Annotated in this window: 25 protein-coding genes; 12 read left to right on the top strand and 13 right to left on the bottom strand. The window is 60.9% G+C overall.

The genetic code is table 11. The features are described from left to right. The first annotated feature begins 49 nt into the window (after window positions 1–49). Window positions 50–1,525, top strand: a complete 1,476-nt coding sequence (locus ACTIEN_RS02630; RefSeq protein ID WP_439521549.1) for an ABC transporter substrate-binding protein — start codon at window positions 50–52, stop codon at window positions 1,523–1,525. Between the two features lie 127 nt (window positions 1,526–1,652). Continuing rightward, window positions 1,653–3,125, top strand: a complete 1,473-nt coding sequence (locus ACTIEN_RS02635; protein ID WP_439521550.1) for a PLP-dependent aminotransferase family protein — start codon at window positions 1,653–1,655, stop codon at window positions 3,123–3,125. Here ACTIEN_RS02635 and ACTIEN_RS02640 read toward each other — a convergent pair. Continuing rightward, window positions 3,118–4,158, bottom strand: coding sequence for an NAD(P)/FAD-dependent oxidoreductase (locus ACTIEN_RS02640; protein WP_439521551.1), 1,041 nt, complete (start codon window positions 4,156–4,158; stop codon window positions 3,118–3,120). The two genes, ACTIEN_RS02635 and ACTIEN_RS02640, sit on opposite strands and share 8 nt — an antisense overlap. A gap of 47 nt (window positions 4,159–4,205) precedes the next feature. Here ACTIEN_RS02640 and mnmD point away from each other — a divergent pair, with 47 nt between their 5' ends. Then, on the top strand, window positions 4,206–4,883 hold the full coding sequence (gene mnmD, locus ACTIEN_RS02645; RefSeq protein WP_439521552.1) for a tRNA (5-methylaminomethyl-2-thiouridine)(34)-methyltransferase MnmD: 678 nt from the start codon (window positions 4,206–4,208) through the stop codon (window positions 4,881–4,883). Next, the gene (locus ACTIEN_RS02650; RefSeq protein ID WP_439521553.1) at window positions 4,880–5,746 is read left to right on the top strand and encodes a DMT family transporter; all 867 of its coding nucleotides are present in this window, start codon (window positions 4,880–4,882) and stop codon (window positions 5,744–5,746) included. Before mnmD ends, ACTIEN_RS02650 begins: the two co-directional genes overlap by 4 nt. Here the strand turns inward: ACTIEN_RS02650 and ACTIEN_RS02655 are convergent. Beyond that, window positions 5,711–7,675 carry a lytic transglycosylase domain-containing protein gene (locus tag ACTIEN_RS02655; protein WP_439521554.1) on the bottom strand — a complete coding sequence of 655 codons (1,965 nt, stop codon included), beginning with the start codon at window positions 7,673–7,675 and terminating at the stop codon, window positions 5,711–5,713. The two genes, ACTIEN_RS02650 and ACTIEN_RS02655, sit on opposite strands and share 36 nt — an antisense overlap. 130 nt (window positions 7,676–7,805) lie before the next feature. On the opposite strand from ACTIEN_RS02655, the gene dapA reads away from it, so the two are divergent. After that, the gene (gene dapA / locus ACTIEN_RS02660) at window positions 7,806–8,681 is read left to right on the top strand and encodes a 4-hydroxy-tetrahydrodipicolinate synthase (RefSeq protein WP_439521555.1); all 876 of its coding nucleotides are present in this window, start codon (window positions 7,806–7,808) and stop codon (window positions 8,679–8,681) included. A gap of 111 nt (window positions 8,682–8,792) precedes the next feature. Here dapA and ACTIEN_RS02665 read toward each other — a convergent pair whose 3' ends face one another. The 7 genes from ACTIEN_RS02665 to ACTIEN_RS02695 form a co-directional block, all read right to left on the bottom strand. Further along, window positions 8,793–10,109, bottom strand: coding sequence for a M16 family metallopeptidase (locus ACTIEN_RS02665; RefSeq protein ID WP_439521556.1), 1,317 nt, complete (start codon window positions 10,107–10,109; stop codon window positions 8,793–8,795). After that, window positions 10,106–11,449, bottom strand: a complete 1,344-nt coding sequence (locus tag ACTIEN_RS02670; RefSeq protein ID WP_439521557.1) for a M16 family metallopeptidase — start codon at window positions 11,447–11,449, stop codon at window positions 10,106–10,108. The genes ACTIEN_RS02665 and ACTIEN_RS02670 overlap by 4 nt, the downstream gene beginning before the upstream one ends. Window positions 11,450–11,584: 135 nt before the next feature. After that, window positions 11,585–12,109, bottom strand: coding sequence for a DUF3035 domain-containing protein (locus ACTIEN_RS02675; protein WP_439521558.1), 525 nt, complete (start codon window positions 12,107–12,109; stop codon window positions 11,585–11,587). A 59-nt stretch (window positions 12,110–12,168) separates the two neighbouring features. Beyond that, window positions 12,169–12,639: a signal peptidase II gene (gene lspA, locus ACTIEN_RS02680; RefSeq protein WP_439521559.1), complete on the bottom strand. Its 471-nt coding sequence runs from the start codon at window positions 12,637–12,639 to the stop codon at window positions 12,169–12,171. Window positions 12,640–12,661: 22 nt separating this feature from the next. Then, window positions 12,662–14,251: a bifunctional phosphoribosylaminoimidazolecarboxamide formyltransferase/IMP cyclohydrolase gene (gene purH, locus ACTIEN_RS02685; RefSeq protein WP_439521560.1), complete on the bottom strand. Its 1,590-nt coding sequence runs from the start codon at window positions 14,249–14,251 to the stop codon at window positions 12,662–12,664. A 21-nt stretch (window positions 14,252–14,272) separates the two neighbouring features. Further along, window positions 14,273–16,021 carry a heparinase II/III family protein gene (locus ACTIEN_RS02690; RefSeq protein ID WP_439521595.1) on the bottom strand — a complete coding sequence of 583 codons (1,749 nt, stop codon included), beginning with the start codon at window positions 16,019–16,021 and terminating at the stop codon, window positions 14,273–14,275. An 85-nt stretch (window positions 16,022–16,106) separates the two neighbouring features. Then, window positions 16,107–17,387 (bottom strand): RsmB/NOP family class I SAM-dependent RNA methyltransferase, encoded by a 1,281-nt coding sequence (locus ACTIEN_RS02695; protein WP_439521561.1) that lies wholly within the window; start codon window positions 17,385–17,387, stop codon window positions 16,107–16,109. A gap of 79 nt (window positions 17,388–17,466) precedes the next feature. On the opposite strand from ACTIEN_RS02695, the gene ACTIEN_RS02700 reads away from it, so the two are divergent. Then, entirely contained in the window at window positions 17,467–17,649 is a 183-nt protein-coding gene (locus tag ACTIEN_RS02700; RefSeq protein ID WP_439521562.1) for a DUF1674 domain-containing protein, read from the top strand. A gap of 3 nt (window positions 17,650–17,652) precedes the next feature. Here ACTIEN_RS02700 and ACTIEN_RS02705 read toward each other — a convergent pair whose 3' ends face one another. Both ACTIEN_RS02705 and dapB read right to left on the bottom strand, forming a co-directional pair. Beyond that, window positions 17,653–18,012 carry a dihydrodipicolinate reductase gene (locus tag ACTIEN_RS02705; RefSeq protein ID WP_439521563.1) on the bottom strand — a complete coding sequence of 120 codons (360 nt, stop codon included), beginning with the start codon at window positions 18,010–18,012 and terminating at the stop codon, window positions 17,653–17,655. Window positions 18,013–18,098: 86 nt separating this feature from the next. Then, the gene (dapB, locus tag ACTIEN_RS02710; protein WP_439521564.1) at window positions 18,099–18,917 is read right to left on the bottom strand and encodes a 4-hydroxy-tetrahydrodipicolinate reductase; all 819 of its coding nucleotides are present in this window, start codon (window positions 18,915–18,917) and stop codon (window positions 18,099–18,101) included. Window positions 18,918–19,002: 85 nt separating this feature from the next. On the opposite strand from dapB, the gene rbfA reads away from it, so the two are divergent. From rbfA to ACTIEN_RS02730, 4 genes are all read left to right on the top strand, one after another. Continuing rightward, window positions 19,003–19,398, top strand: a complete 396-nt coding sequence (rbfA, locus tag ACTIEN_RS02715) for a 30S ribosome-binding factor RbfA (protein WP_439521565.1) — start codon at window positions 19,003–19,005, stop codon at window positions 19,396–19,398. A gap of 25 nt (window positions 19,399–19,423) precedes the next feature. Next, window positions 19,424–20,140, top strand: a complete 717-nt coding sequence (locus ACTIEN_RS02720) for a phosphodiester glycosidase family protein (RefSeq protein WP_439521596.1) — start codon at window positions 19,424–19,426, stop codon at window positions 20,138–20,140. 66 nt (window positions 20,141–20,206) lie between these two features. Next, the gene (locus tag ACTIEN_RS02725) at window positions 20,207–21,553 is read left to right on the top strand and encodes a TldD/PmbA family protein (RefSeq protein WP_439521566.1); all 1,347 of its coding nucleotides are present in this window, start codon (window positions 20,207–20,209) and stop codon (window positions 21,551–21,553) included. Beyond that, complete coding sequence (locus ACTIEN_RS02730; RefSeq protein WP_439521567.1) at window positions 21,540–22,319, top strand: 3'(2'),5'-bisphosphate nucleotidase CysQ; 780 nt, start codon at window positions 21,540–21,542, stop codon at window positions 22,317–22,319. Before ACTIEN_RS02725 ends, ACTIEN_RS02730 begins: the two co-directional genes overlap by 14 nt. Window positions 22,320–22,464: 145 nt before the next feature. On the opposite strand, the gene ACTIEN_RS02735 is transcribed toward ACTIEN_RS02730, so the two are convergent. Both ACTIEN_RS02735 and ACTIEN_RS02740 read right to left on the bottom strand, forming a co-directional pair. Then, on the bottom strand, window positions 22,465–23,169 hold the full coding sequence (locus ACTIEN_RS02735; protein ID WP_439521568.1) for a winged helix-turn-helix domain-containing protein: 705 nt from the start codon (window positions 23,167–23,169) through the stop codon (window positions 22,465–22,467). Then, on the bottom strand, window positions 23,141–23,425 hold the full coding sequence (locus ACTIEN_RS02740; protein ID WP_439521569.1) for a hypothetical protein: 285 nt from the start codon (window positions 23,423–23,425) through the stop codon (window positions 23,141–23,143). The genes ACTIEN_RS02735 and ACTIEN_RS02740 overlap by 29 nt, the downstream gene beginning before the upstream one ends. 207 nt (window positions 23,426–23,632) lie before the next feature. Between ACTIEN_RS02740 and ACTIEN_RS02745 the strand changes: the two genes are divergently transcribed. Together ACTIEN_RS02745 and ACTIEN_RS02750 are read left to right on the top strand one after the other, a co-directional pair. Further along, window positions 23,633–24,142 carry a hypothetical protein gene (locus ACTIEN_RS02745; protein ID WP_439521570.1) on the top strand — a complete coding sequence of 170 codons (510 nt, stop codon included), beginning with the start codon at window positions 23,633–23,635 and terminating at the stop codon, window positions 24,140–24,142. Window positions 24,143–24,347: 205 nt separating this feature from the next. Next, the gene (locus ACTIEN_RS02750) at window positions 24,348–26,138 is read left to right on the top strand and encodes an autotransporter assembly complex protein TamA (protein ID WP_439521571.1); all 1,791 of its coding nucleotides are present in this window, start codon (window positions 24,348–24,350) and stop codon (window positions 26,136–26,138) included. Window position 26,139 lies beyond the last annotated feature (1 nt).

The raw sequence follows: 26,139 nt of genomic DNA on the forward strand, positions 1-26,139 counted from the left end.
TCACAGCGTGATTTGACGTGACACTCACGGCAACAACTGGAGGGACACCATGACCACTCATTTCCTTCGCGGGGCCGCTCTGGCCTCGCTGCTGACAACGCCTGCGCTTGCGCAGCAAACCGATCTGACCATCGCACTGCAACTCGAACCGCCGCATCTTGATCCGACCAGCGCCGCTGCCGGTGCCATCGATTCGGTGCTTTATTCCAACGTGTTCGAGGGACTGACCCGATTCATGTCGGACGGTTCGGTTGTGGAGGGGCTCGCCGAAAGCTGGGAGATCAGCGATGACGGCACCACCTACACCTTTACCCTGCGCGACGGCGTGACCTTCCACGATGGCACCACGATGGACGCCGAAGATGTCAAGTTCACCCTTGATCGCGCCCGTGCGGATGACAGCGTCAACGCGCAAAAGGCCCTGTTCGAGGGCATTTCCGAGGTCACTGTTGTCGATCCAAGCACCGTGGAGGTGAACCTGTCCGCCCCCGATGGCAACTTCCTGTTCAACATGGCATGGGGCGATGCTGTGATCGTTGCCCCCGAAAGTATCGAGGGTATCAAGCAGTCGCCCATCGGCACCGGCCCCTTCACGTTCGAGGAATGGGTACAGGGCGACCGGATCGAATTGGCCCGCAACCCGGACTATTGGGGCGACGCCCCGGCGCTCGAAGCCGCGACGTTCAAGTTCATCTCCGACCCCACCGCCGCCTTCGCCGCGATGATGGCTCAGGACATCGACGCCTTTGCAGGTTTCCCGGCGCCCGAAAACCTGCCGCAGTTCGAAGCCGACCCGCGCTTTCAGGTTCTTGTCGGATCGACCGAGGGAGAAACCATCCTCGCGATGAACAACAAACTCCCGCCCTTCGACAACGTGACCGTCCGCCAAGCTGTGTCCCACGCCATTGACCGCCAGGCAATCGTCGACGGCGCGATGTTTGGCCTTGGCACACCGATTGGCACGCATTTCGCACCGCACAATCCGGATTATGTCGATCTGACTGCGCGGTCCAACTACGACCCCGAGAAATCAAAGACGCTTCTGGCCGAAGCGGGCCTGCCGGACGGTTTCACCACAACGCTCAAACTGCCGCCCCCCTCCTATGCCCGCCGCGGCGGCGAGATCATCGCCTCGCAACTGCGCGCTGTCGGCATCCAGACGGAAATCACCAACCTCGAATGGGCGCAATGGCTCGAAGAAGTGTTCAGAGGCAAGGATTTCGGACTGACGATCATCAGCCACACAGAACCTTTTGATATCGGTATCTATGCGCGGCCAGATTACTATTTCCAGTATGACAACGCGGCCTTTCAGGACTTGATGACAACCCTTGGAAGCACAAGTGATCCAGCCACGCGGTCCGACCTGATTGCGCAGGCACAGACCATGATCGCGGATGATTACGTCAATGGCTACCTGTTCCAGCTGGCCTTTCCGACCGTGGCGGATGCACGGCTCCAGGGCCTGTGGCAAAATGCGCCGACGCAGGCGACCGACCTCACCGGCGTCAGCTGGTCAGAATAGGGCGGGCACGCAGCTTCGAAACTGCTTGAAAAGCGATTTTCGAAAATCGCGGCCAAGGATTTTCCAAAGTCCTTGGCCCCTTTAAGACCAGATTGCCAACGCCATAAGTCCAATCTAGGCTGGGCACATGGCAATCCCGGTCGAAACCTTCTTTCTCAAGCCCGACACCAGAGGCACGCTGCAATCACGAATCCAGCAGATGGTCGCCGAAGGCATCCTCTCCGGCCGGTTTCGCCGCGGCGAGAAGCTGCCCTCAAGCCGAAAGCTCGCACAACATCTGGGCGTCAGTCGGATCACCGTCACGCTGGCCTATACGGAACTCCTTGCCAACGATTACCTCTCCTCCAAAGGCCGCTCCGGCTACTTTGTTTCGGAAGACGCGCCAGAGCCGCCACGCTTTAACAACACTGCCCGCTCTGAAGATGGCGTAGACTGGGCGCGCGCGCTGGGTCAGAAATTCACCGGCGGCGCGACACCTGTCAAACCACAGGACTGGGCGCAGTATCGCTATCCGTTTCTTTATGGGCAGACCGATCCGCAACTGTTCGACCACGCCAATTGGCGGCTCTGCGCATTGCAGGCTCTGGGTGCCAAGGATTTCGCTGCGCTGACCCGCGATTATTACGACCAGGACGATCCGCAACTCGTCGAATTCATCCTGCGCCACACCCTGCCCCGGCGCGGCATCAGCGCCACCCCGGACGAAGTTCTCATCACCATGGGCGCGCAGAACGCGCTTTGGATGACGTCGCAAGTTCTGCTGACACAACGTCGGCGCGCGGTGATCGAAAACCCCTGCTACCCGGCGTTGCGGGATATCCTCACACAGTCACGCTGTCATCTGAGCGCCGTGGATGTGGACGAAGACGGCTTGCCCCCGGACAAGATCGCCGAAAAGACCGATGTGATCTTCACCACACCCAGCCATCAATGCCCCACGTCCTACACCATGCCCCTGTCCCGGCGACAGGCGCTGCTTGAGCGTGCGCGCGCGCTTGATGCGCTGATCGTCGAGGATGATTACGAATTCGAGATGGCCTATCTCAAATCCCCGATGCCCGCGCTCAAGAGCCTTGATGCCGATGGGCGGGTGATCTACGTCGGCAGCTTTTCCAAATCGCTTTTTCCCGGTTTGCGCCTTGGCTACCTTGTCGGGTCGGCCCCGTTCATTCGCGAGGCCCGTGCGCTTCGGGCGTCGATGCTGCGCCATCCTCCGGGTCTGACGCAGCGGACGACTGCCTATTTCCTGAGCCTTGGTCATTATGACAGCCTGATCCGCCGCACCGGCAAGGCGCTTAACGATCGTCGCGTGATCATGGAACATGCGATCCGCAAACACGGGCTGACCATTGCCGGGAAAGGCACCTATGGCGGGTCCAGCTTCTGGATGCGGGCGCCGGATCATGTGGATTGCGAGGACTTGGCGAAGAGCCTGAGCACCGCTGGCGTGCTGATCGAGCCAGGTACGCCGTTCTTCGCCGGGGAAGACCCGCCGCGCAATTATTACCGGCTGGCTTACAGCTCGATCGCGCAGGCGCGCATCGACCCCGGCGTCGCCGAGATTTCCAAAGCCATCGACGCCACGCCCGTTATTACATAGAGGCTTCGACGCGAAATCCGTCAGGTATGGTATCCCGTCCTTCCAGCACCAGATCGGCCATCACCTCGGCCACCTTGGGGGCCATGCCGAAGCCAATCTTGAATCCGCCATTGGCGATGAAATGCCCATCGCGGCCCGGCCATGCGCCCAGCATCGGCGCGCGGGATCGCGCGCGTGGCCGCACACCCGCCCAGCGGTCCACGACCGGCGCATCTGCAAGCAGCGGCATTGCTGCAATCGCGCGTGCGATCAGGTCATCGCATTGCGCGTCCAGACCGTCCGGCGTGTCGAACTCCCGTTCGCTGGTCGATCCAATGGCGACCGTCCCGTTGGCATGGGGGATGATGTGCAAGCCATCCACAAACACTTGCGGAACTGGCCCAGCGTCATAGGCCAAGGCAGCCGACTGGCCCTTGATCCCGGCCCCCACGGGTTTGGCGAACACCTCCGAAAGCTCCAGCAACCCCTGCCATCCGGTCGCCCAGATCACAGCGCCCCGGTCCGGAGCCTCGGGCACCACGTCAACGCCCTTTGCCCGCAAAGCCGCGACCAAGGCGGCACAGGCCTGACGCGGATGCATCCGGGCTGTCAACGTGTCGCGGATCAGGTGACCGCTGGGCGAAACCGGCGCGAAATCCCCAGCCTCTTCGGCGCGGATCACCTCCCAAACGGCGCGCCCCTGCCAGAGATCGAGCGCGCCTTGGGTCCGCGCCCGCGCGAGTTCAAGCGCGTGATCGTCGCCAATCGGCTGCAACCGCCCGGTGCGCCCATAGCCCGGATCAACGCCTCCTTCCGCCTGTACTTCAGCCCAGAAGGCCTGGGCCATCAGCAGGCTGTCGAGTTGAAACGCCTTCTTGTCGTTCCAGTTTTCGGGCACATGCGGGGCCAGCGCGCCGACCAATCCGCCGCTCGATCCCGACCCTGCGCCATAGGGGTCGACCACCTGCACCGATGCGCCGCGCCGCGTCAGAGCCCACGCGATGCTCAGGCCAAAGATCCCGGCTCCGCGCACAGTGATTTCGGGCATTGCCATTCCGCCTACTCCTCGCCAAGGTCGCGCCGTCGCTAAGGTATGTCATCATGAAACTCCAGACGGAACCGCTCGACTGGCGCGATGGGGATGTCCCTGTCTCTCGCCGGTTCGACGATCCCTATTTTTCGCTCGACAACGGGCTGGCCGAGACACGGCACGTGTTCCTGACGGGCAACGATCTGCCCACACGGTTCCGTGACGGGTTCCATATCGCCGAACTGGGCTTCGGCACGGGCCTGAACCTCCTGGCGACGCTCGACCTCTGGCGGTCCAGCGGCCAGACAGGTACGCTGCATTTCACCAGTTTCGAAGCGTTCCCGATGAATGCCGACGATATGATCCGCGCGCAGCAGGCCTTCCCAGAGCTCAAACCCATTGCCGACGAGCTTGCTCCGTTCTGGGCTGACCATGCGCGCAACATCACCCTGCCCGACCTGAAGTTCACACTGGTCGACGGCGATGCCCGCGACACCCTGCACAGCATGACCCAACCCGCAGATGCGTGGTTCCTCGACGGGTTTTCCCCCGCCAAGAACCCCGAACTTTGGCAACCCGATCTGCTGGCTCTCGTGGCACAGAAAACCGCCCCAGACGGCACAGCAGCCACCTATAGCGCTGCGGGTCACGTCCGCCGCGCACTGGATGCGGCGGGTCTGATCACCACGCGCATTCCCGGCTTCGGCCGCAAACGCCACATGACCATCGCGCGGAAAGCCGACACATGAGTGAGACCAACAACCGCCTCGGCGTCTGGCTGATGGTCGCGACCACCTTTGTCTTTGCCATGCAGGACGGCCTGTCACAGCATCTGGCCAGCGAATACAACGTGCTGATGGTCGTGATGATCCGCTACTGGTTCTTCGCCGCCTTCGTGATGTTCGTCGCCAGTCGCCGCGCGGGGGGACTGCGCGCTGCTGCCGCGACAACCCAACCCTGGTTGCAAGGCTTTCGGGGGCTGCTGTTGGCCGCCGAGATCTGCGTGATGGTGCTTGGCTTCACCTATCTGGGTCTCGTGGAAAGCCACGCGATCTTTGCTTGCTATCCCCTGTTGATCGCGGCCCTGTCCGGCCCGATCCTTGGCGAACAGGTGGGCTGGCGGCGCTGGACAGCGATCGGTGTCGGTTTCATTGGTATCCTGATCATCCTGCAACCCGGCTTCGGCGTGTTTTCTCCGCTTGCGATCATTCCGGCCATCTCCGCCTTCATGTTTGCACTCTACGGATTGCTCACCCGCTACGCCGCACGCAAAGACAGCGCCGCCACCAGTTTCTTCTGGACCGGAACAGTCGGCGCAGTGTTCATGACGCTCATTGGCCTTTGGTTCTGGGAACCCATGACATCGCTGGATTGGGTCTTGATGGCGATGCTTTGCGTGACGGGTGCAACCGGGCATTACCTGCTGATCAAATGCTACGATGTGGCCGAAGCCAGCGCGGTGCAGCCCTTTGCCTATCTGCAACTGCCCTTCGCGGCGAGCCTTGGTATCCTCGTGTTCGGAGAGGCGATCCGTCCAAATGTCGTCTTCGGTGCAAGCCTGATTGTGGGCGCGGGTCTATTCACCCTCTGGCGTCAGCGGCAGAAGCGTTGAGCCTTTCAGCTCTTGCGAAAACGGCACCGGGTGCGGATCGCGCCCAAGCCGCGCGCGGTAGATCGGCAGACTTTCGGTGACCCGCATCACATAGTTCCGTGTTTCGGTGAACGGGATATGTTCGATCCAGTCGATCACATCCATCTCGCCGCGTCTCGGATCGCCGCGGTCTTCCATCCATCGGTTCGGGCGGCTTGGCCCCGCATTGTAGCCCGCCGCGATCATCACCGCGTTGCCATCGAACTGCCGTGCCAGACGTTCCAGATAGGTCGCACCCAGCACCGCGTTGTAGACCGGATCTGACAGCAGTCTGGCTTCAGAGTAGTCCAAGTCCAGCCAACCCGCGACCTCTTGCGCGGTGCCGGGCATCACCTGCATCAGCCCGCGCGCGCCGACCGGAGACACAACCCCCGGATCGAATTCCGACTCGCGTCGCGCGATCGCCAGAACAAGCTCGGTCGGCACCGGATGTTCAACGGCGGCCAACGGATGGAGCGCATAATACGGGGCATGAACCTCGTGCCCGAATTGCGCCGCCCGTTTGCCCAGCATTACCTGCACATGCGGCAAGCCGAGATCATCAAGCATCTGTCCCATCTGGCCAATCTGCCGCCGGTCCAGCGATTCCGCGAGATGCGTCAGGAACCGCTCTGCGAGAACCTTTTCCTCGGCATCGAGCAAAAGGATCGCCGCCGTGAAGACCGACGATTGGGTGAACGGGGCATCACGCCAGTCCGGAAACACCTCATTGCCCACCAAAAGCGGATCAGGCGGCAGGCCACCGGCCTCGGCCGCCAGAAGTCCGTAAAACGACGTCTGGTATTGCGCACCAAAGGCATAGGCCTTGGCTGCCGCGTCGGTGTTGCCAGCCGCCTCTTGCGCACGACCAAGCCAGTATCCGGCCCGGCCAAGTGAAATCGGTGTTTCCACCCCACCGCGCATCGCTTGGAAATGACCAACCGCACGTTCAGGCGCGTCAAGGAACCGAAGCGACACATAGCCCGACAGCCATTCCAGATCGGCAAAAGACGACCCTTCGGTCACATGGTGACGAGAGGCCACGTCATACGCCGTCTGATATTCGCCAGCACGCATCAGCTGACGGACAAGATCATCCCTTTGTCGCGCCCAGATATCGGGCCGCCCCAGAGACTCGCGTGATTTCGACCGCGCAAGAAGCAACTCGACCGCATCATCTGTGCGACCCTTGCGCACCCGCCAGGCAAAGCGTTCATAGGCCAGCCCGGCATCCGAACCAAGGTTGGCCGGAACCGCTTCGATCAGAACGTCCACCCCGGCGGCATCCGTTCTCAGCGCAAGCCGTGCTTCGGCCAGGGCGCGCCAACCGTCATCCATCAAGGGCAGCATCGCGCGGGCGTTGCTGGCTCGACCGGTCCAAAGCATTGCATCCAGCCGCTCTGTGTGATGCGACTTCAGCAGATCGCCATAGCTCGACAGGAACGCCGCTTGCTCTTCAGAGGTCAGGGGCAATTTCTGCCACGCCTGCAGAATAACGTCACTTGCAGCCGGACGGTCATCCGCCGTCAGCAAGGCTCGCGCCAATGACAACGCCCCGGCCCCGGTTTCCGGTGCATGGCCCAGATAAAACGCCCGGATCGACTCTGCAGAGGCCGAGGTCATGGCCGCTTCGCTTTTTTCCTTGAGATATGGCAAACCCGGCCAGTCCGGATTGCGGGTCAGGAAATCCTGAACTTCGCGCGGCGATCCAAGCCCCGATCGAAGGTAATGCCAAAGGATCACGTCCAGCGCCGCCTGCCCGTCGCCCCGCGCCTCGATCTGCGCGGCGGACCAGTTGCCGTCGCGCATCATGTCCATCGCGCGCTCCAGCGGACGCATTCGGTCCTGTGCCAGAACGGCCAACGGCATGGCAAGCAAAGCCACTGTCAGGATCGCGATACGCCGAAACATGGCTTGCATTTCCCCCACTGAAACAGGATAGACGGCACGCTAAAGGATAACCCGCACGCCGCGACCTTCAACTCACATTCGCGGGACGGGTGCAACGGCAGTTCTGCCACCAACGATAAGGAGCGTGACAATGTTCAAAGGGTCAATGCCTGCACTGGTCACACCGTTCAAGAACGGTACAGTGGATTTTGACACGCTCAAACGTCTGGTGGACTGGCATGTCGATCAAGGTAGCCACGGGCTTGTGCCCGTCGGCACAACTGGCGAAAGCCCGACCCTGAGCCATACCGAACACGAAGAGGTTGTCACGTTTGTCGTCAAGGCCGCCGCCGGACGTATTCCGGTGATCGCCGGGGCCGGGTCGAACAACACCGACGAGGCGATCCGCTTTCTGCAACATGCCGAAAAGGCCGGTGCGCAGGCGGGTCTCGTGGTGACGCCCTATTACAACAAACCGACGCAGGACGGGTTGATCCGGCATTTCACCATGCTGCACGACGCCTGCGATCTGCCGATCATCATATACAACATTCCCGGCCGGTCGGTGGTGGACATGCTGCCGTTGACGATGGGCGAACTGGCAAAGCTGCCGCGGATCATCGGGGTCAAGGACGCCACCGGCGACCTCGCCCGCGTCTGTGCCCAGCGCCGGACCTGCGGAAAGGACTTCGTGCAGCTTTCGGGCGAGGACGCCACGGCGCACGGTTTCAACGCGCAGGGTGGTGTGGGCATGATTTCCGTTACCGCCAATGTCGCCCCGGCACTGTGTTCACAGATGCAGGAAGCGACGCTTGCAGGCGATTACATCACCGCCCTCGAGATACAGGACCGTTTGATGCCGCTGCATCACAGCATCTTCGTCGAACCCGGCCTCTGCGGCGCAAAATACGCCATGAGCCGTTTGGGTCTGTGTGACGAGGAAATGCGCGCACCGCTCTTTCCGGTGTCGCAGCCGACGCGCGATCTGATCGACAACGGCCTGCGCCATGCAGGACTGCTGAACTAGGCGCGGACAAACTCTTCTAAGAGTTTGGAACAATCCTTCAAAGGATTGTTCCCCGTCCCAAAAGAAAGCCGCGCTTGGTTGGCGCGGCTTTCTTTACCATCTGGTCAAATTCTACGACTCAAGCCCCTCGGGCTGCCCAACCACGACAAAACGCAGCGCCTCGGGCTTCAGGATGCGCGCCGCGACGCGTTTGATGTCCTCCAATGTAATCGCCTCGATCTTCGCGTTGCGGGTGGTCACATATTCCGTGGGCAGGTCGTCCATCTGCATCCCCACCAGGATATTGGCGATACGTCCATTGCCGTCAAACCGCAAAGGATAAGCCCCCGTCAGATAGGTCTTGGCGCTATCGAGTTCTTCCGCCGTCACACCGTTTTCAGCCATCTTGGTCCATTCGTCACGGATCACGCTGATGGCTTCGGCGATACGGTCATTCGCGCTCGACACACGGCCAAGATACAGCGCGGCGTGATCTTTCGGCACAAGGTAACTGTAGACGCCATAGGTCAGGCCACGCTTTTCGCGCACCTCTTCCATCAGCCGCGCCTCGAACCCGCCGCCACCAAGGATCTCATTCAGCACATAGGCGGTGAAGAAATCAGGATCGTCGCGCGCAATCCCTTCGTGACCGAAGATCGCCACGGATTGCGGTACGTCGAAGGGTACAACCGTCACGCCAGCCTCGGTCGCAACCTCGACATCCGGGGCCTGTGGCACGCCGGTCTCTGGCAGATCTGCCAGAAGGGTATCAAGAAGGGTCGCCAGTTCGTCGGCCGAGATGTCCCCCGCCGCACCAACATAGACGCGGTCGCGGGCCAAGGCTCCCTTATGCGCTGCGATCAGGTCGTCCTGAGTCAACTCAGCCACACTTTCCTCGGTGCCTTCGATGGACGATCCGTAGGGGTGATCTCCAAAGACCAAGCCGTCAAATTCAGCACCCACGATAGAGTCGGGATCCTGCGCATCGGATCGGATCGCGGACACAACCTGTGCCTTCACCCGATCAATCGCCGCCTGATCAAAGCGCGGGCGGTTGATCGCATCGTGTAACAGCGCCAGCGCTTCATCCTGATTTTCGGTCAGGAACCGCGCTGAAATCGACACGGAATCGTCGCTGACATCAAAGTCAAAACTCGCTGCGAGCGATTCAGCGCGTTCGGCAAATGCGCGGGCGTCCAGATCTCCTGCGCCTTCCTCAAGCAGGCCAGCCATCAGGTTTGTCGCACCCCGTTTCCCCGCAAGGTCCAGAGACGCCCCACCTTTGAAGCGCAGTTCAAGGGCCACGAAGGGGATCGACTGTTCCTCGACGAGCCACGCGTTGATGCCACCGGGGCTTTGCACTTCGGCAATGTCGATCTCGGCCCGCAAAGGTGCTGCCAGCATCACGAACGCGATGAGCGGCCCGACAAACTTTCCAACAACAGTCATTGTGTCACCTCTTCGGCCATCCGCAGGAAGCCTGTGACGGCATTGTCCCGGTCAAACACGTCCTGCGCCGCCGCGATGATCTCTTCCGGCGTGATGGATTGCAGGATTTCGGGCCAGGCATGAACATCATCAATCGTCAGCCCAGAGGTCAGCGCCGCCCCATATCTCCGTGCCAGCGAGTTGGAACTGTCGAGTTCGTAAACCTGAGAGGCGCGCAATTGAAACTTGATCCGCTCCAGCTGTTCCGCGTCGACGCCGGTTTCGATGAAGTCTGCGATGATGCGGTCCATGTCGGCTTCGGCGTCTTCAAGGCTGACACCCTCGGAAGGGACGTTCACCACACCAAACGTTGTGTCATCAAGCGACAGCCCCCCGTAGAAGGCACTTGTATAGACCGAGCGTTTTTCTTCGAACTGGAGCTTTTGCGGCAGAACAGAGGTCTGCGACCCACCCAGCACTTCGGCCAGCAACGTCAGGGCCGCCGCCCTTCGCTGACCACCTGGATCGCGTTCCGGGGCAAGGTAGGTGCGCATCACATAGGGCTGCGCCACGCGCGGGTCTTCGAACGTGATCCGGCGTTCCGCCATTTGCGGCGGCTCTGACGGACGGACACGTTCGGGCAATGCGTCGTTGCGCGGGATCGGGCCATAATGTTCTTGCGCAAGCGCCAGGACATCGTCGGGCATCACGTCACCGGCCACCACCAACACAGCGTTGTTGGGCGAGTAGAATTGTTCGTAATAGGCCAGCGCATCGTCCAGATCGAGGTTCACCATCTCGTGGCGCCAGCCGATGATCGGCGTGCCATAAGGATGATTGAGGTATTGCGCCGCCATGCGCTGTTCGCGGAACAGCGATCCGGGATCGTTTTCGACACGCTGGTTGCGTTCCTCAATGATCACGTCGCGTTCTGTCAGGATGTCTTCGCGGTCAAGCTGGATGTTCTTCATCCGATCCGCTTCCATCTCCATCATGAGACCCAGCCGGTCCGCCGCGACGCGCTGAAAATAGCCGGTGTAGTCAAAACTCGTGAACGCGTTGTCGGTGCCGCCATTGGCCTTGACCACTTCGCTGAACTCGCCCGGAGCCAGCTTTTCCGTTCCCTTGAACAGCAGATGCTCCAGGAAATGTGCCACCCCGGACACACCGGCCTGTTCATCGGCAGACCCGGCGCGATACCAGACCATATGCACGACAGCAGGGGCGCGGTGGTCTTCGATCACCACAACATCCATTCCGTTATCAAGTTGGAAGGTGGTGACCTGATCTTCGATTGTCTGCGCACCCAGAGGCGCAGCAGCCAGGAACCACGCCCCGGCAAGGGATATCAGGCGACGCATCGGCAAATCTCCTTGGTTTTGATTAAAGGTACGATGCGTCTGGCCAAGTTCAAGCCAGCCAACAATTTCGTGACCCAAGTCCCCCGGACGACAGACGGAAATCCCTGCGCGATTACCCTTGGCCCTCTCCGCGCGTCAGCGCGGCGGTGCGGACGGCGTCTGCGCACCTGCGCGACGGGCTGCTTCAAGCGTGGCGTAGGGATCAAGGATCTGAGCGCGGTATATACGGTTGTAGGTGTCCTGCGGAACCAGACGCCAGTTGAACAGCGACCGGCGTTCGCGAAAGGTCTGGTCGGCAGCGGCAAGTTCTTCGCGGATGCCTGGCTGACGCCCAAAGCGCGATGCGCGGGCCACAAGGGCCTGATCCCCGGCTCCGATACCTGCTTGCGGATCAAGCCGCGAGGGCGATCCCCCGAGCACCGCAACAGCATCGCGCAGCGGTGTCGGATCGGTCCGGTTGCTGCCCCCCGGCGTGGGCTGTGGAAGTTCCGAGACCGTTTCCGGGGCTTCCAGGGGTTTGGGTGGCACAATGGAAAATTCTTCCGGCGCACCGGATGAATTGCGCAGCTGCCGCAGATTGGTATCGCGATCCGCCGTATCCTGACGGGATCCGCATGCGGTCAAAGCCACAAGTGCCAGTATGATCAATGTGCGCGGCATGTATTCTGCCCGTCTCCGAATTCGCCTCATCCCTGCTTTAACGCATCCAGCCGCGCCCGTCACGAGGCGTTTTTGCCACCCGAGAAAAGTGCAAGCCCGATGGCCCCGATAAAGACCGATATATCGGCCACATTAAACGCATACGGGTTGGTGAACCCGCAACAGGACATGTTCAGAAAATCCGCCACTGCGCCATAAAACACCCGGTCCACGACATTGCCCAGCGCGCCGCCGATCAACAGTCCCGCAAAGACCAGCCCGGTCCGCCCCGGCGGATCACGCCGCATCCACACCATCACAAACAGCACAATGCCCAGCGCAACCGAGATCAGTACCCAGCGTGTCCAATCCTCACGGCCGGACAGAAGCCCGAAATTGATACCCGTGTTCCACGCCATGCGGAAGTTCAGATAGGGCGGGAAGACGTCGATGGACCCGACACGGGCAAGCTCCATCACATGCACGACCCACCATTTGCTGATCTGGTCGACCAAGATTACGATCAGGGCAACAAGGGAGACCAGGCGCATGGTTGTGTCCTTTGTTTTAGCCTTAGTGACGGAAGTGGCGCATGCCGGTGAGCACCATCGCCAACCCGGCCTCATCCGCCGCCGCGATCACCTCGTCATCGCGCATCGAACCTCCCGGTTGGATCACGCAGGACGCACCGGCGGCCGCGGCTTCCATCAGCCCATCGGCAAAGGGGAAGAACGCATCCGACGCCACCGCGCTGCCTTTGGTCAGTGGTTCGGACAGGCCCAGCGCCTCGGCCATGCGTTCGGCCTTCTTGGCAGCGATCAACGCCGAATCAAGACGACTCATCTGACCGGCACCGACACCCACGGTCGCGCCATCCTTGACGTAGACGATGGCGTTCGACTTGACGTGTTTCGCGACGGTCCAGGCGAACAGCAGATCGCGCATCTGATCCTCGGTGGGCGCAATTTTGGTCACCACCTTAAGGTTGTCCCTGTCGATCCGACCGTTATCGCTGTCCTGAACAAGGATACCGCCAGACACCTGTTTCCAAGCGATTCCCGGCTCTGCGGTGTTCGCCAGACCCGGCGCCATGAGCAGGCGCAGGTTCTTCTTGCGGGCAAAGACATCCTTGGCGTCCTGATGCGCGCCGGGAGCAATGACAACTTCGGTGAAAATCTCGGAAATGGCTTCGGCGGTTTCGCCGTCCAAAGTCGAGTTCAGCGCAACGATGCCGCCAAAAGCCGACGTCCGGTCGCAGTCAAACGCCTTTTGATACGCCTCCTTCAACGTCCGGCCAGTCGCCACACCGCAGGGATTGGCGTGCTTGATGATGGCACAGGCAAAGCCGTCACGCGGCAGGAATTCCGACACAAGTTCAAACGCTGCATCCGTGTCATTGATGTTGTTGTAGCTCAGTTCCTTGCCCTGAAGCTGTTCGGCGATGGCGACACCCGGACGGTTCGAACCGTCACGATAGAACGCCGCGCCCTGATGCGGATTCTCGCCATAGCGCAGGGGCTGCGCCAGAGTTCCGGCAAAAACCCGGCGGCGCGGGGTTTCCTCGCCAATCGCGCCCGCCATCCATGTGCTGACAGCCGCATCATAGGCGCCTGTGCGGGCATAGGCGATCTGGGCCAGACGCTGCCGGAAGGCAAGCGTGGTCTTGCCGTCATTCGCATCCAGTTCAGCCAGAAGTGCATCGTAATCCTCGACATCGACAACGGTGCTGACAAAGGCATGGTTCTTGGCGGCAGCGCGGATCATTGCGGGGCCACCGATGTCGATATTCTCGATGCAGGTGTCATAGTCGCCACCCTTGGCGACAGTTTCCTCGAACGGATACAGGTTTACCACCAGGAGGTCGATCGCCTTGATATCGTGCTGGAACATCGCCGCGACGTGGTCGTCATTGTCGCGCAGGGCCAGCAAACCGCCATGTACCATCGGGTGTAGCGTCTTGACCCGGCCGTCCATCATTTCGGGAAAGCCCGTCACCTCGGCCACATCCTTGACCGGCACACCGGCGTCGCGCAGCGTCTTGGCCGATCCGCCGGTCGACAGGATTTCCACACCGCGCGCATCCAGCGCCTTGGCAAGGTCAACAAGTCCGGACTTGTCGGAAACCGACAGAAGCGCACGGCGAAGGGGGGCGAGGTTGGTCATGACAGCATAGGTTCCCAGTGTTCAGTTCAGCAGCATCGCATCGTCCTGAACAAGGTCCCGCACCGCGATGGCGGTGTCCTGAGCCTTCGCCAGCGACCAGCGAACGCGGGTCGCATACTTCATTGCGCGGCCAGATAAAACGATCTGTTTCGTCGCGCGTGGTCGCAGACGGCCTTTTTCCAGATAAACCGAAGGTTCAAGCGACAGATCGCACTGCCCTTCGAACCGGAAAACCCAGATTTCCCCGCTGCGCAGCGCCATGGACACCGCGGTCCCGTTCATGTCGATGGCCGTGTCCACCTCTGGGTGCAGATGGAACCGGATGTCAAATGGCACACCCGACAACCGGCTGTCTTCCAGCTTTTGATCGAACCGCACCTTGTTGCCGGAATCCAGCGCGACCAAAAGGTCTTCGCCCACGATGCCGCGCCCATCGAACGTGAGTTCCAGAATTCGGGCATGTGTCAGGCCATGTGTCCGTAGATACCCGTCATGGCCCCCTTCAAAACGAACCCCATCGGTGGCGCGGGACATTTCAACCGGGACACCTTTGGGCACATCATCCAGAAGTTCGCGTTCAATCGGCCCCATTCGCGACGTGGCTCCAAGCCGCGAGCTTGAGAACCCATCAAGACATAGCGTGGAATGCGATGGCGTCGCCCGCCCGGCGCGACGCCAGTCTTCGCCAAACGTGGCCCCCGAGCCGCAATTCACGATCAGCGGACGGCGTCCTGATGTCAGTTCGAACGCCAGCGTCGAGGCATGTGCATTGAAACTGGCCAATCCGGTGGGCGGCGCAGCTGCGTCAATGACCATCGTTGTCCGACCTGCGGAAAGACGGGCATAACCCATGGCAAGATCCTGCGCCACCTGCGCCTTGACCCCGGCGGCCGCAAGGGCTGTATCCAGCCGCCCTTCCACACCGCGACCTCCACCGTGAAACCGCGCCAGCCCCCCATCGGCGTGCCGGAGCGCGCGCAGGGTGGGGATGATTTTCGAAATGGCTTGTATATGGGACAATTCCGGCGCGCGGCCGGTTTCCTGCAACGCATCCCGCGCCCAGATCAGCAGGGTGCACACCTCCATCAATTCTTCGGGGTTGCGCGTCGGAATGCCGCCGGCCTCATTGACCTGACGAACACATTCATGACCCAGCGCCTTGATCGCGGGATCGGCCTGGCTTTCCATACCTTGCAAAGACAGGCCTGCCGAGATCAGCCCGGTCAGCGCCTCAAACCGGGGCAGACCGGGGGTCGAGCTGTGCCAGCGACGGTTGAGAAAGATGGTTTGCTGCGCGATGGATCGAAAGAACGCGCGCGACTCTTCAGGCGTGCATCCTCCAAGAACAAAGATTGCGTGGTGAAGCCAACGGATCACGCGCCGCCCGGCGAGTTCCGGTGTCCAGCCGGGACCGGACCCGTTGCCGTACCGTCTGATCCAGTCGAACAGCCATGTCTGGGCGATTTTTCGGGTTGCCATGTCTCCGACGCTGGCCATGTCGTCGAGCCAGATGAACCCGTGAATCTCTTCCAGAAACGCATCGTCCGGCGGCGTGATATCCCAAAGGACCGCTCCGGGAGCCTCGACCAGATGACCGGCGAACAAGAGGTTGCCCGCCGTCAACTGCCGCCCGCGTGCATAGGACCCGACGGTGCGGGGTTCCGGCGTTCCCACAAAGGCTGTTGCTGGCTTGACGCGCGCAGAAAGACGCGCGTGAACACGGTTCAAAAGCCGGGTCTGCGCCCGTTTTGCGGCGTCCAGTCGGAACATCAGCTCTGCCTCTGCCTTGCGTTTGCGCAAGCGTTCTTATGCCGACATCATACCTTCGTGATCGCAACGAGTCACGGTGCAATTGTCACGCGGGCGACGGTTCGCCTTTGCGGCGCAGGACGGCCATGTAGAATCCATCCATACCACCCGTCTCTGACCAGTAGTCTGGACGCAACCGAACACCGCCTTCGGGGCTGATCCAGTCGGGATCAAGACCGAGGGCAGATGGCGCGACAAGTTCTACATCGTCCGCGTGCGCCAAAAGCCCCTTGATCTGATCCTCACCTTCCTCGCGCAGCAGGCTGCAGGTGCAATAGACAAGCGTTCCGTTCGGTTTGACGAGCTGAACCGCACGGTTGAGCAGCTTGCGCTGAAGCTGGACCAGATCTTCGATCCCGGACTGGGTCTTGACGTAAGGCAGGTCGGGATGCCGCCGGATCGTGCCCGTCGCTGAACAGGGCGCGTCAAGAAGGATCGCATCGAACGGATCGTCGTCATAGGTCAGCGCATCCGCCACAACCGTCCTTGCAGGCAATCCGGTGCGCGTCAGGTTTTCGGTCAGCCGCGCCATGCGCGCATCGGAAATATCAAGCGCGGTCACATCCGCGCCCTTGGCCGCAAGCTGCATCGTCTTGCCACCGGGCGCAGCGCAAATGTCGAGAACACGCTGACCGGTGACATCACCCAACAATTGCACAGGCAATGCCGCTGCTGCGTCCTGAACCCACCAGTCACCAGTGTCGAACCCCGGAAGGGCCGACAGCTGACCGCGTGCCGCCAACCGCAAAGACCCGGTGGGCAAAAGGTCAGCGCCCAGCTTTTCCGCCCAGCCTGCGGCGTCTGATTTGACAGACAGATCAACCGGCGGCGGCACCGCATGGGCGCGTTCGATCCGGGCCACGACGGGTTTGCTCCACGTCTTGGCCAGTTTCGGCCGCAGCCATTTGGGCAGCATCGTTTCGGGTGCAGCGTCCCAAGCGGTCTGATCCAGCGCCGTGATCTTGCGTAGAACCGCGTTGACCAGACCCTTCATCGGCGCGGTTTTCTTGTTGCGCCCGGCCAGTTTGACGGCCTCGTTTACCACACCGTGAGCGGCACCGCCGGTCATCAACTCCACCGTCGCCATGCGCAGCAGGTTCATCACACGCAAAGGCGGCTGGCGTTGCAGGTGCGGGGTCAACAGGTGATCGGCGCGACCCAGATACCGCAGCGTTTCGGTGATCAGCCGTTGCGCCGTCGCGCGTTCGGGTGGGGTCAATTCCAGCCAGACCTGATCGCTGGTCACATCAGACAACATGCGACCTTCGCCAACAATCTGGCTAAGGCCATCCAGGGCGACAAGGCGGGGCGATGCGGGTGCGGGCAAAGGTATATCCTGTAAACGGCCGGGGTTGTCCCGGACCGGAAGGCGCGTATATCAAAGAGGGACGATATGGAAGACCGTGATGAACGCTGACACCTCAAAAGACCTGCCCGCCGCCGCCCTGCGCGCCCTTGCCGAAGCTGAAGAGCGACGCAAGAAGGCTGCCACCGAAAAGCCGTTGCCAAAGGAGTTGGGCGGTCGCGACGGCCCGGAACCCGTGCGTTATGGGGATTGGGAAAAGGGCGGACTCGCGATTGACTTTTAGCGGTCAGCGCAGACGGAAATCGGCCGCATCGCCCGCGCCTTGGTCCGCGACGAAGCGCAGGTCCGACCCATCCGCGAGAACCGCCTGACAATTGTAGCCAAGGTCATCACCACCCCAGTTCAGATCGCGGCAGAAGAACCCGTTCTGCCATGTCCATGACCCGGTCACATCCCATGTCGCGCCTCGGCCCGAGATTTGACCATTCGGATTGACCTGCAACCGCACCAAGGGGCGCGCCAAGGTCTTGCCCGCAACGAGTTGGACAAATTCCGTCTTGCTTTCAATACGCTTGAGTTCGGCGGCAGCCATAGTCGGCAACGCGAAAACGACGGTGACAGCGGCGATCAGGGCAAGGCGGGTCATCAACGGTCCTTCCGGCGGGGTTCCTGTCTAGACATACGCAGGAAATGCAGGATTGGATCAAAGCGGTCCTCTGCCCGATGTCGACATCAGTCGTCGGACAATCCCAGCACGTCCAGCATGTCGTACTCACCCGGAGCCTTGTCCTGCCCCCAAAGCGCTGCCTTGAGAGCGCCACGAGCAAACAGCGCGCGATCACTGGCGACATGGCGCAGCAGGATGCGTTCGCCTTCGGCTACAAACAGAACGTCGTGTTCTCCCACGATATCGCCGCCACGAATGGCACTGAAGCCGATATCGCCGCGCTTGCGGGCACCGGTGATGCCATCACGCCCCCGGTCCGATACGTCGCGCAGATCAACACCCCGTCCCTCGGCAGCCGCCTCTCCGAGCATGAGCGCGGTGCCAGACGGTGCATCCACCTTCTTGTTGTGATGGTATTCAATGATTTCAATGTCGTAGTCGGCATCCAGCGCCGCAGCGACCTTACGGGTGAGGACGGTAAGCAGGTTGACTCCAAGGCTCATGTTCCCGGCCCGCACAACAACGGCATGGCGCGCGGCGGCTTTGATCTTGCCAAGATCATCGTCGGACAGGCCGGTTGTGCCAATCACATGCACCGCCCGCGCCTGCGCTGCCAGCTCGGCAAAAGAAACGGTCGCGGCAGGTGTCGTGAAATCGATCACGGCTTGTGCGCGGGCGAAGCAATCCAGCGGATCATCCGCCACCAGCACCCCGATCGCGGCCCCGCCCATCGCTGATCCGACATCCTGACCAACCCAGTCATGTCCTTCCCGTTCGACCGCACCGGCAAGGTACATCTTCGGGTGTTTGGCGATTTCAGCCACCAGCATTTGCCCCATCCGCCCGGAGACACCCGTGACGACAACCCCAATCTCTTCGCTCATGGCCAACCTCCACCTGCGGATTTTCACCTCAATAGCGGTTGCCCACCGGCTTGGCAAAGGCCGCCGGACCGCTTATGTGGCGAATATGGCAAAAAACCGATCTCACAGCTTTGAAGGTCCCAGCCAGCGACAGCTGCGCGTGGGCGAATTGATCCGCCGGACGCTGGCCGATGTGCTGACGCGCGGGGACATTCACGATCCTGACCTCAACCGGTATTCGATCACAGTCGGCGAAGTGCGCACCTCGCCTGACCTCAAGGTGGCAACGGCCTATGTCGTTCCGCTGGGTGGCAAAGGGCAGGATGACATTCTTGAACTGCTCGACCGAAACAAAGGCGAGTTGCGCCGTGCTGTGTCGAAGAATCTGACGCTGAAATTCTCGCCTGAACTGCGATTCCGGTTGGATGAAACCTTTGATCGGATGGATGACACGCGGCGCATGTTCGAACAGGACGATGTGCGCCGTGACGTCGAAAGCTAGAATTGCCCTGGCCGGGTTCGGGCTGATGCTGTTCACTGGTCCAATCGCACAGGCGGACGTGGTCTGCACTGACCATGTGTTTGACGGTCTGGCCTACACCGCCTGCGAAGTCGATCCGCGTAAAGATGATCTGCGCCTGTTCCTGGACGGTCCGTCCGGCGAAAAGTTCGGCCAGTTTTCCGCGATTGACGGCACTTTGGCCGAGCAAGGCAAGACGCTTGCCTTTGGCATGAACGCCGGAATGTATCATGCCGACCGTGCGCCGGTGGGACATTACATCGAAGACGGCGAAGAGAAGATGCGGGTGATCCCGAATGCCGGACCGGGCAATTTCGGGCTGTTGCCGAATGGTGTGTTCTGCATCGGCAATGACCGTGCCGATGTAATCGAAACGCTGGCATATGAAGCGGCGCGACCTGACTGTCGCTACGCCACGCAATCCGGACCGATGCTGGTGATCGACGGCGCATTGCACCCAAGGTTCCTGCCTGACAGCACCTCGCGTTATATTCGCAACGGCGTCGGGACATCCGAAGACGGCACACGGGTGGTTTTTGTGATTTCCGATCAGGCGGTCACGTTTCACGAATTTGGCCGGATTTTCCGCGACGATCTTGGGCTGCCACAGGCGCTTTTCCTTGATGGCAGTGTGTCGCGTCTGCATGCGCCACAGTTGAACCGGTCTGATTTCGGACGCTGGCTGGGTCCGATTGTGGGCGTGGTCGAACCGCTTGGGCCCTAGCAGGGTTGCGGTGGCGCGTGGGGCGCTCTACCTCTCTGCCACACCTGACCGCAGACCGGAGGCCTCATGACACTAACGCTTGATCATCTGACGCAAAGCTTGTTGCAGCGCGCCAGAGAGGCTGGGGCCGATGCCGCCGATGTGCTTGCCGTGCGGGGCAATTCGATTTCAATCGACGTGCGCAACGGCGTTCTGGAACAGGCAGAACGGTCTGAATCAACGGATATCGGGTTGCGGGTGTTCGTCGGGCAGAGGGTCGCCAACGTGTCCTCGTCGGATCTGCGGGCGGACAGCTTTGCCATCATGGCAGAGCGCGCGGTGGCGATGGCGCGGGAGGCTCCTGAAGACCCCTATGTGGGATTGGCCGATGCAGACCAGCTTGCCCAGAACCGCGCGTCGGACTGGCTTGAGATGTATGACCCGACACCCGAACCGTCGCCTACAGAGCTTGAGCAGGATGCGCGCACAGCGGAAAGTGCGGCCTTGGCGGTTGAGGGGATCACGCAAGTGTCCGCGGCCTCTGCCGGGTATGGGTCGCAAGAGATCCACCTGGCCGCAAGCAACGGTTTTTCCGGCGGATATCAACGGTCTTCACGATCCACGTCCTGTGTGGCGATTGCCGGAACAGGCACCGGGATGGAGCGTGACTACGACGGAGATCAGCGCATTTTTCAAAGCGATCTGCGGGCGGCGGAGGACATTGGCAAAGTGGCGGCGGATCGTACGCTTGAACGAATGAATCCACGCAAGCCCAGGACCGGGGCCTATCCGGTTCTCTTTGACGAGCGGATTTCATCGTCTCTGATCGGGCATCTGCTGATGGCGATCAACGGTGCCGCGATTGCGCGGCGGTCCTCCTGGGCTTTGGATTTGTTGGGAAAAGAAGTTCTGCCACAAGGACTTAGCCTGACGGAAGATCCACATCGCGTCCGCGTTGGCGGGTCACGGCCCTTTGATGCGGAAGGTCTGGCGACGCAGAAACGCGATATCGTCAAGGATGGGGTGCTGACAGGATGGACGCTTGATCTTGCGATGGCACGCAAGCTGAACCTTGAGCCAACGGGAAACGCGTCGCGCAGCACGTCGGGTGGACCGTCCCCCAGTGTATCGAATGTCATGCTTACTCAAGGGGTTAAGGACCGGGATGGGCTGATTGCAGACATGGGAACCGGGCTGGTGGTAACGTCGATGATCGGATCGACGATCAACCCCAACACCGGCGATTATTCGCGCGGTGCAGCGGGGTTCTGGGTGGAAAATGGCGAAATCGCTTATCCGGTCAGCGGCGTGACGATTGCCGGTAAACTTCTGGAAATGTTGAAAAAAATCACACCCGCCAATGACGCGCGGCCATGGCTAAGCCGGGTGGTTCCATCGCTTCTGGTTGAAGGTCTCACACTTGCCGGAGAGTGATCTTGACCTTTTGATCGACACCGCAAGACAGGCGGGCGAAATTGCGTTGCATCACAAGGCTAAGGGTCTGAATGTAGAGCATAAACCGGATGATGCGGGGCCCGTGACGCAGGCGGATTACGCGGTGGACAATGCGTTGCGCGACAGGCTGACGACCGCGCGCCCCGACTATGGCTGGCTCAGCGAAGAGACCCGCGACACGCCGGAACGGCTGGACAGGAACAGCCTTTTCATCGTCGATCCGATTGATGGAACCCGCAGTTTCATCGCGGGTGAAGCGACCTGGGCGCATTCGCTGTCGATTGCCGAAAACGGTGTGATCACCCATGGCGTCGTTTATCTTCCGGAAATGGCTTTGCTCTATTCCTCAAGCATCACGCAGGGCGCGTTTTGCAACGGGGAACAGCTAAGTGTTTCTGATATATTGGAAATTGACGATGCTCGGGTTCTGGCAACCAAGCCGAACATGGACCCTATTCATTGGCGCAATGCCGTGCCCGGCTTTACCCGGTCGCATCGTCCTTCGCTCGCCTATCGGCTGTGTCTGGTGGCACAAGGGCGCTATGATGCGATGTTGACGCTTCGACCAAGTTGGGAATGGGACATTGCTGCGGGTGCGTTGATCTTGTCCGAAGCAGGGGCAACCGTGACCGACCGGCACGGTTCTGCGCTCCGGTTCAACAACAGGATTCCGCAAACTGCGGGAGTGCTGGGCGCATCGCATGGATTGCATGACCAGATTGCCGAAAGGCTGGTTTATACCTGACCGAACGGTCCGGTTCGTACGGTTCAGCGTCTGAATTGTACGGCTGGCTATGGGTCTATCCGGCTATTTCCTCAAATGTTGTGGGTTTGGCCGATCCGGCTTGGTCAAAACGGAAGGGTGCCGCGCTGCAACTTTTCCGGTCAGGTCAAAGAACCTCGATCACGTCCTTGTCGATGGCGAGCATGTATCCGCGACGGGCGATGTTCTTGATCAGCAGTTCACTAACCAACTGGTTGCCCAGACCGTCGCGCAGACGTTTGATCCGGGTGGCACCGGCAGCCTCGTCACAATCGCTTTCGTGCCTGCCGGAGATGATCGATTCAATCTGGGCGCCTGACAGCAATTCGTCATCCAGTCGCGCCTCGGCGAGAATGGAAATGGTCTCCATCATGGCTTCAGTGAGTTTGAAACCCATCGTGTTAAGGTAGACGGTGTTCTCTTCCCGGCTGACGATCAGAGAACTGACCTGAATGCCGGAGCGTTCGATCTGGGCCATGCGGCGGTTGAGGATGACCAGCATTACAAGAAACACCAGTGCAGCGATCAGCATGGCGGTGGCGAAAATCAGCAGGACGAAGATGGTTGTGCGGTAGCTTGCCAGTGTATCCGAAAACGCGGTGCCGGACTGGGCGAGAATCTCCAGCAGCTTGACCTCGGCCTGCGAGGTCAGATCGTCGTTCTCGATAAAGATGCGTTCAACCTGTGCGTTGAAGGCGTTTGCATCCGGCAAGGTGAGGACCAGGAACACACCGGCCAGCACAAGCAAAGCCACGATGACGCTGATGCCGATGACCACGAAGCGGGTGCCGGACCGGCGCGCGTCAGTAGCGAAGGAAGTTTGATCCGGCACTGTCTTTCCTTTCGGCAAGCCCGTTTTCATCGAAGACCGACACCACATTGAGCAGTGTCCAGCCCGCGCGTGCAAGGCGGGTCTGCAGCTGTTGGTGTGCGGATGCTGCCGTACAGGCACCAGAGATTTCGGCAACCCCGTAATGCAGACGCAGGGGTGAGTCCTGCTTGGCCTTGTAATCGGCATAACACGCGGCCTGTGCGGCGGCGGGCCAGCTGAGCGCGGCGAGGACCAGAAAGGGGAAAACGTGTTTCATGCGATCAACCTGCGGCGAACGGATGTGAAATTCAATAACGGCGGCGCTGCTATCGGAAACGGCAGCCCTGCTATCGGATAGCCGCACCGCGATATTGCCTGACTTTGCTGGGTGACCCGAGATGGATGGCACAGGCAGCGGTCCGCAACACCCCTGCCCCATGACAGCGCCACACCCGGCTTTTCAGACAGGGAAAGGAACCCAACCATGTCACGCAGATTTATCGCAGCCGTTCTTGCCATCTCGACCACAATCGCCGGATTTTCGGCAGCTCCGGCCCGCGCGGCGTCAGAGGAGGATATTGCGCGCCTTCTGGCGGGCGCGGCGACGATTTTCATCATTGGCAAAGCCATCCAGAATTCGCGCGATTCGAACGATGACGACAAGAAGTCGATCCGGCACCACACCCCGAAACAGCAGTTCAACACCTACCAGAAGCCGCGCGAGACCTATCACAAGAAGCCGGTCCCAAAGATCATTCAGCGCGATCACGGCAAACGCAATGCGACATCGGCGATTCCGGCCAATTGTGTGCAGCGGATTTCGGGCGGGCGCGTCAATCGTGTGGTGATGGAACGTTGCCTTGAGCGCAGTTATCGCAGCGCGCGGTCCTTGCCCAAGGCGTGCCGGATGACGGTCAAGACACAGCGCGGGACGGCCGGAGCCTATGCCCTGCCCTGCCTGCGCCAGCGGGGATATACTCTGGCGCGCAACTGAACCGCGCCGGAATGCGGGGGGCTATGGTCCTTGCCCCCTGCACCTTGCACGCATGGTGGCCCCACGCCATGCGTGCTTTTTCGCATCTTTGCATCGGCTTCTTGCGATTTGCGACAAAGTGATCGCCCCCGGCGTGGAACCCATTTGCACGGTGAGTCGTTGCGCTGTTAAGGTCAGGTCAGCAAAAAAACGGGGCATGGGGCATATGGACAGGTTGAAACGCACGATATTGTGCGCCTCGCTGCTGGCTGCACCCGCTATGGGAGCCGCCCAAGACCTTGATCTGAATACCCCGAACAGCAGTGATGAACTTCGCAGCGAAATAAAGGATGCGATGTCGCTTTATGCGTTGGTGGATGCCGGGGACACGTCGCCGCAAGCCCTGATTGCCGCCGCGCAGGCGGATTATGGGCGGATTGTTGCCGCTCTGTATGGTGGGGGCCGGTTTGGTCCGGTGGTGTCGATCAAGATCGACGGGCGGGAAGCGTCCGCAATCTCGCCGTTCGAAGCGCCGGATGCAATTGCGAAAATTCTGGTCGAAATCGAGCCCGGACCACGGTTCCAGTTCGGGCGCGCCGCGATTGCGCCTTTGGCCGAGGGCACCGTGATCCCGGACACATTCCAACCCGGAGCGCGCGCCGAAACTGGCGCGATCCGCGAGGCGGTGGATGCCGGGGTCAGCGGCTGGCGCAATGCGGGACATGCCAAGGCCCGACTGGCGCGGCAGCAGATCAGCGCGAACCATCCCGCCAGAGAGCTTGATGTGCAGCTTGACCTGACGCCGGGGCCGGAATTGCGGTTCGGCCAGATTGGCGTGACCGGCAATGACACGATACGCACGCGCCGCGTTCGCGAGATCGCAGGGCTGCCGCAGGGCGAGGTGTTCGACCCCGAAGAGATCAGGCAGGCCGAGCGGCGTTTGCGTGAAACCGGTGTGTTCGGATCGGTCGCCATTTCAGAGGCCGAGACCCCTAACGCGAATGGAACGCTTGATCTTGCGGTGCAACTGGCCGAGCAGAAACCCCGACGGTTTGGCTTTGGCGCAGAGGTATCGACGCAGGAGGGCGGCAAGCTCAGCGCGTTCTGGCTGCATCGCAACCTGTTTCAGGGCGCCGAACGGCTTCGGGTCGAAGGTGAGATTGCGGGTATCGGCACCAGTGGGAACGAAATGGATTACGCGCTGACCTTGACCTACGGGCGGCCCGCGACCTTTACACCGGATACCGAGTTTTACCTGACCGCCGGGATCGAGCGGCTGAATGAGCCCGGTTTCAGCAGCAATCAGGCGAGCATCTCGTCGGGGCTGTCGCATCGTTTTTCGGATCAGTTGACTGGCACGTTCGGGCTTGGCTATCGCTATATCGACACCGAGGACGCGTTTGGTGATCGTGAGTTCCAGTTGCTGACCGCCAATCTGGGCGCCACCTATGACACGCGGAACAATTCGCTAAACCCGACGGGGGGGTATTACCTGTCGGCTACAGGCACGCCATTCCTGGGTCTGGATCAGACGGAAAGCGGTGTGCGGTTCACCTCGGACGCGCGGGCGTATTTCGGGTTTGGCACAGATGACAGGTTCGTGCTGGCGGGTCGGGCGCAGATCGGAACGGTTTGGGGGCCCGATCTTGAGGAAACGGTGCCGGATTACCTGTTTTATTCCGGTGGCGGCGGCACAGTTCGGGGGCAACCCTATCAATCGCTGGGCGTGACTGCGAATAATGGTGAGTTTACCGGAGGCCAGAGCTTTGGGGCGCTGTCTGCCGAATTCCGCGCAACCGTGCGCGAGAATATCGGCCTTGTCGGGTTTTACGACGCCGGGATGATCACCGAGGGCAGCGGGTTTTCGGGTGACAGCGACTGGCACGCAGGGGCCGGGTTCGGGCTTCGCTATAACACCGGGATCGGACCGATCCGGGTGGACATCGCAACCCCTGTGACAGGAGATGGCGCCGGGAAAGACTATGAACTTTACATCGGGATTGGTCAGGCCTTCTGAT

Origin of the sequence: Marivita sp., from assembly GCF_051859345.1 — a bacterium.
Classification (GTDB): domain Bacteria; phylum Pseudomonadota; class Alphaproteobacteria; order Rhodobacterales; family Rhodobacteraceae; genus Marivita.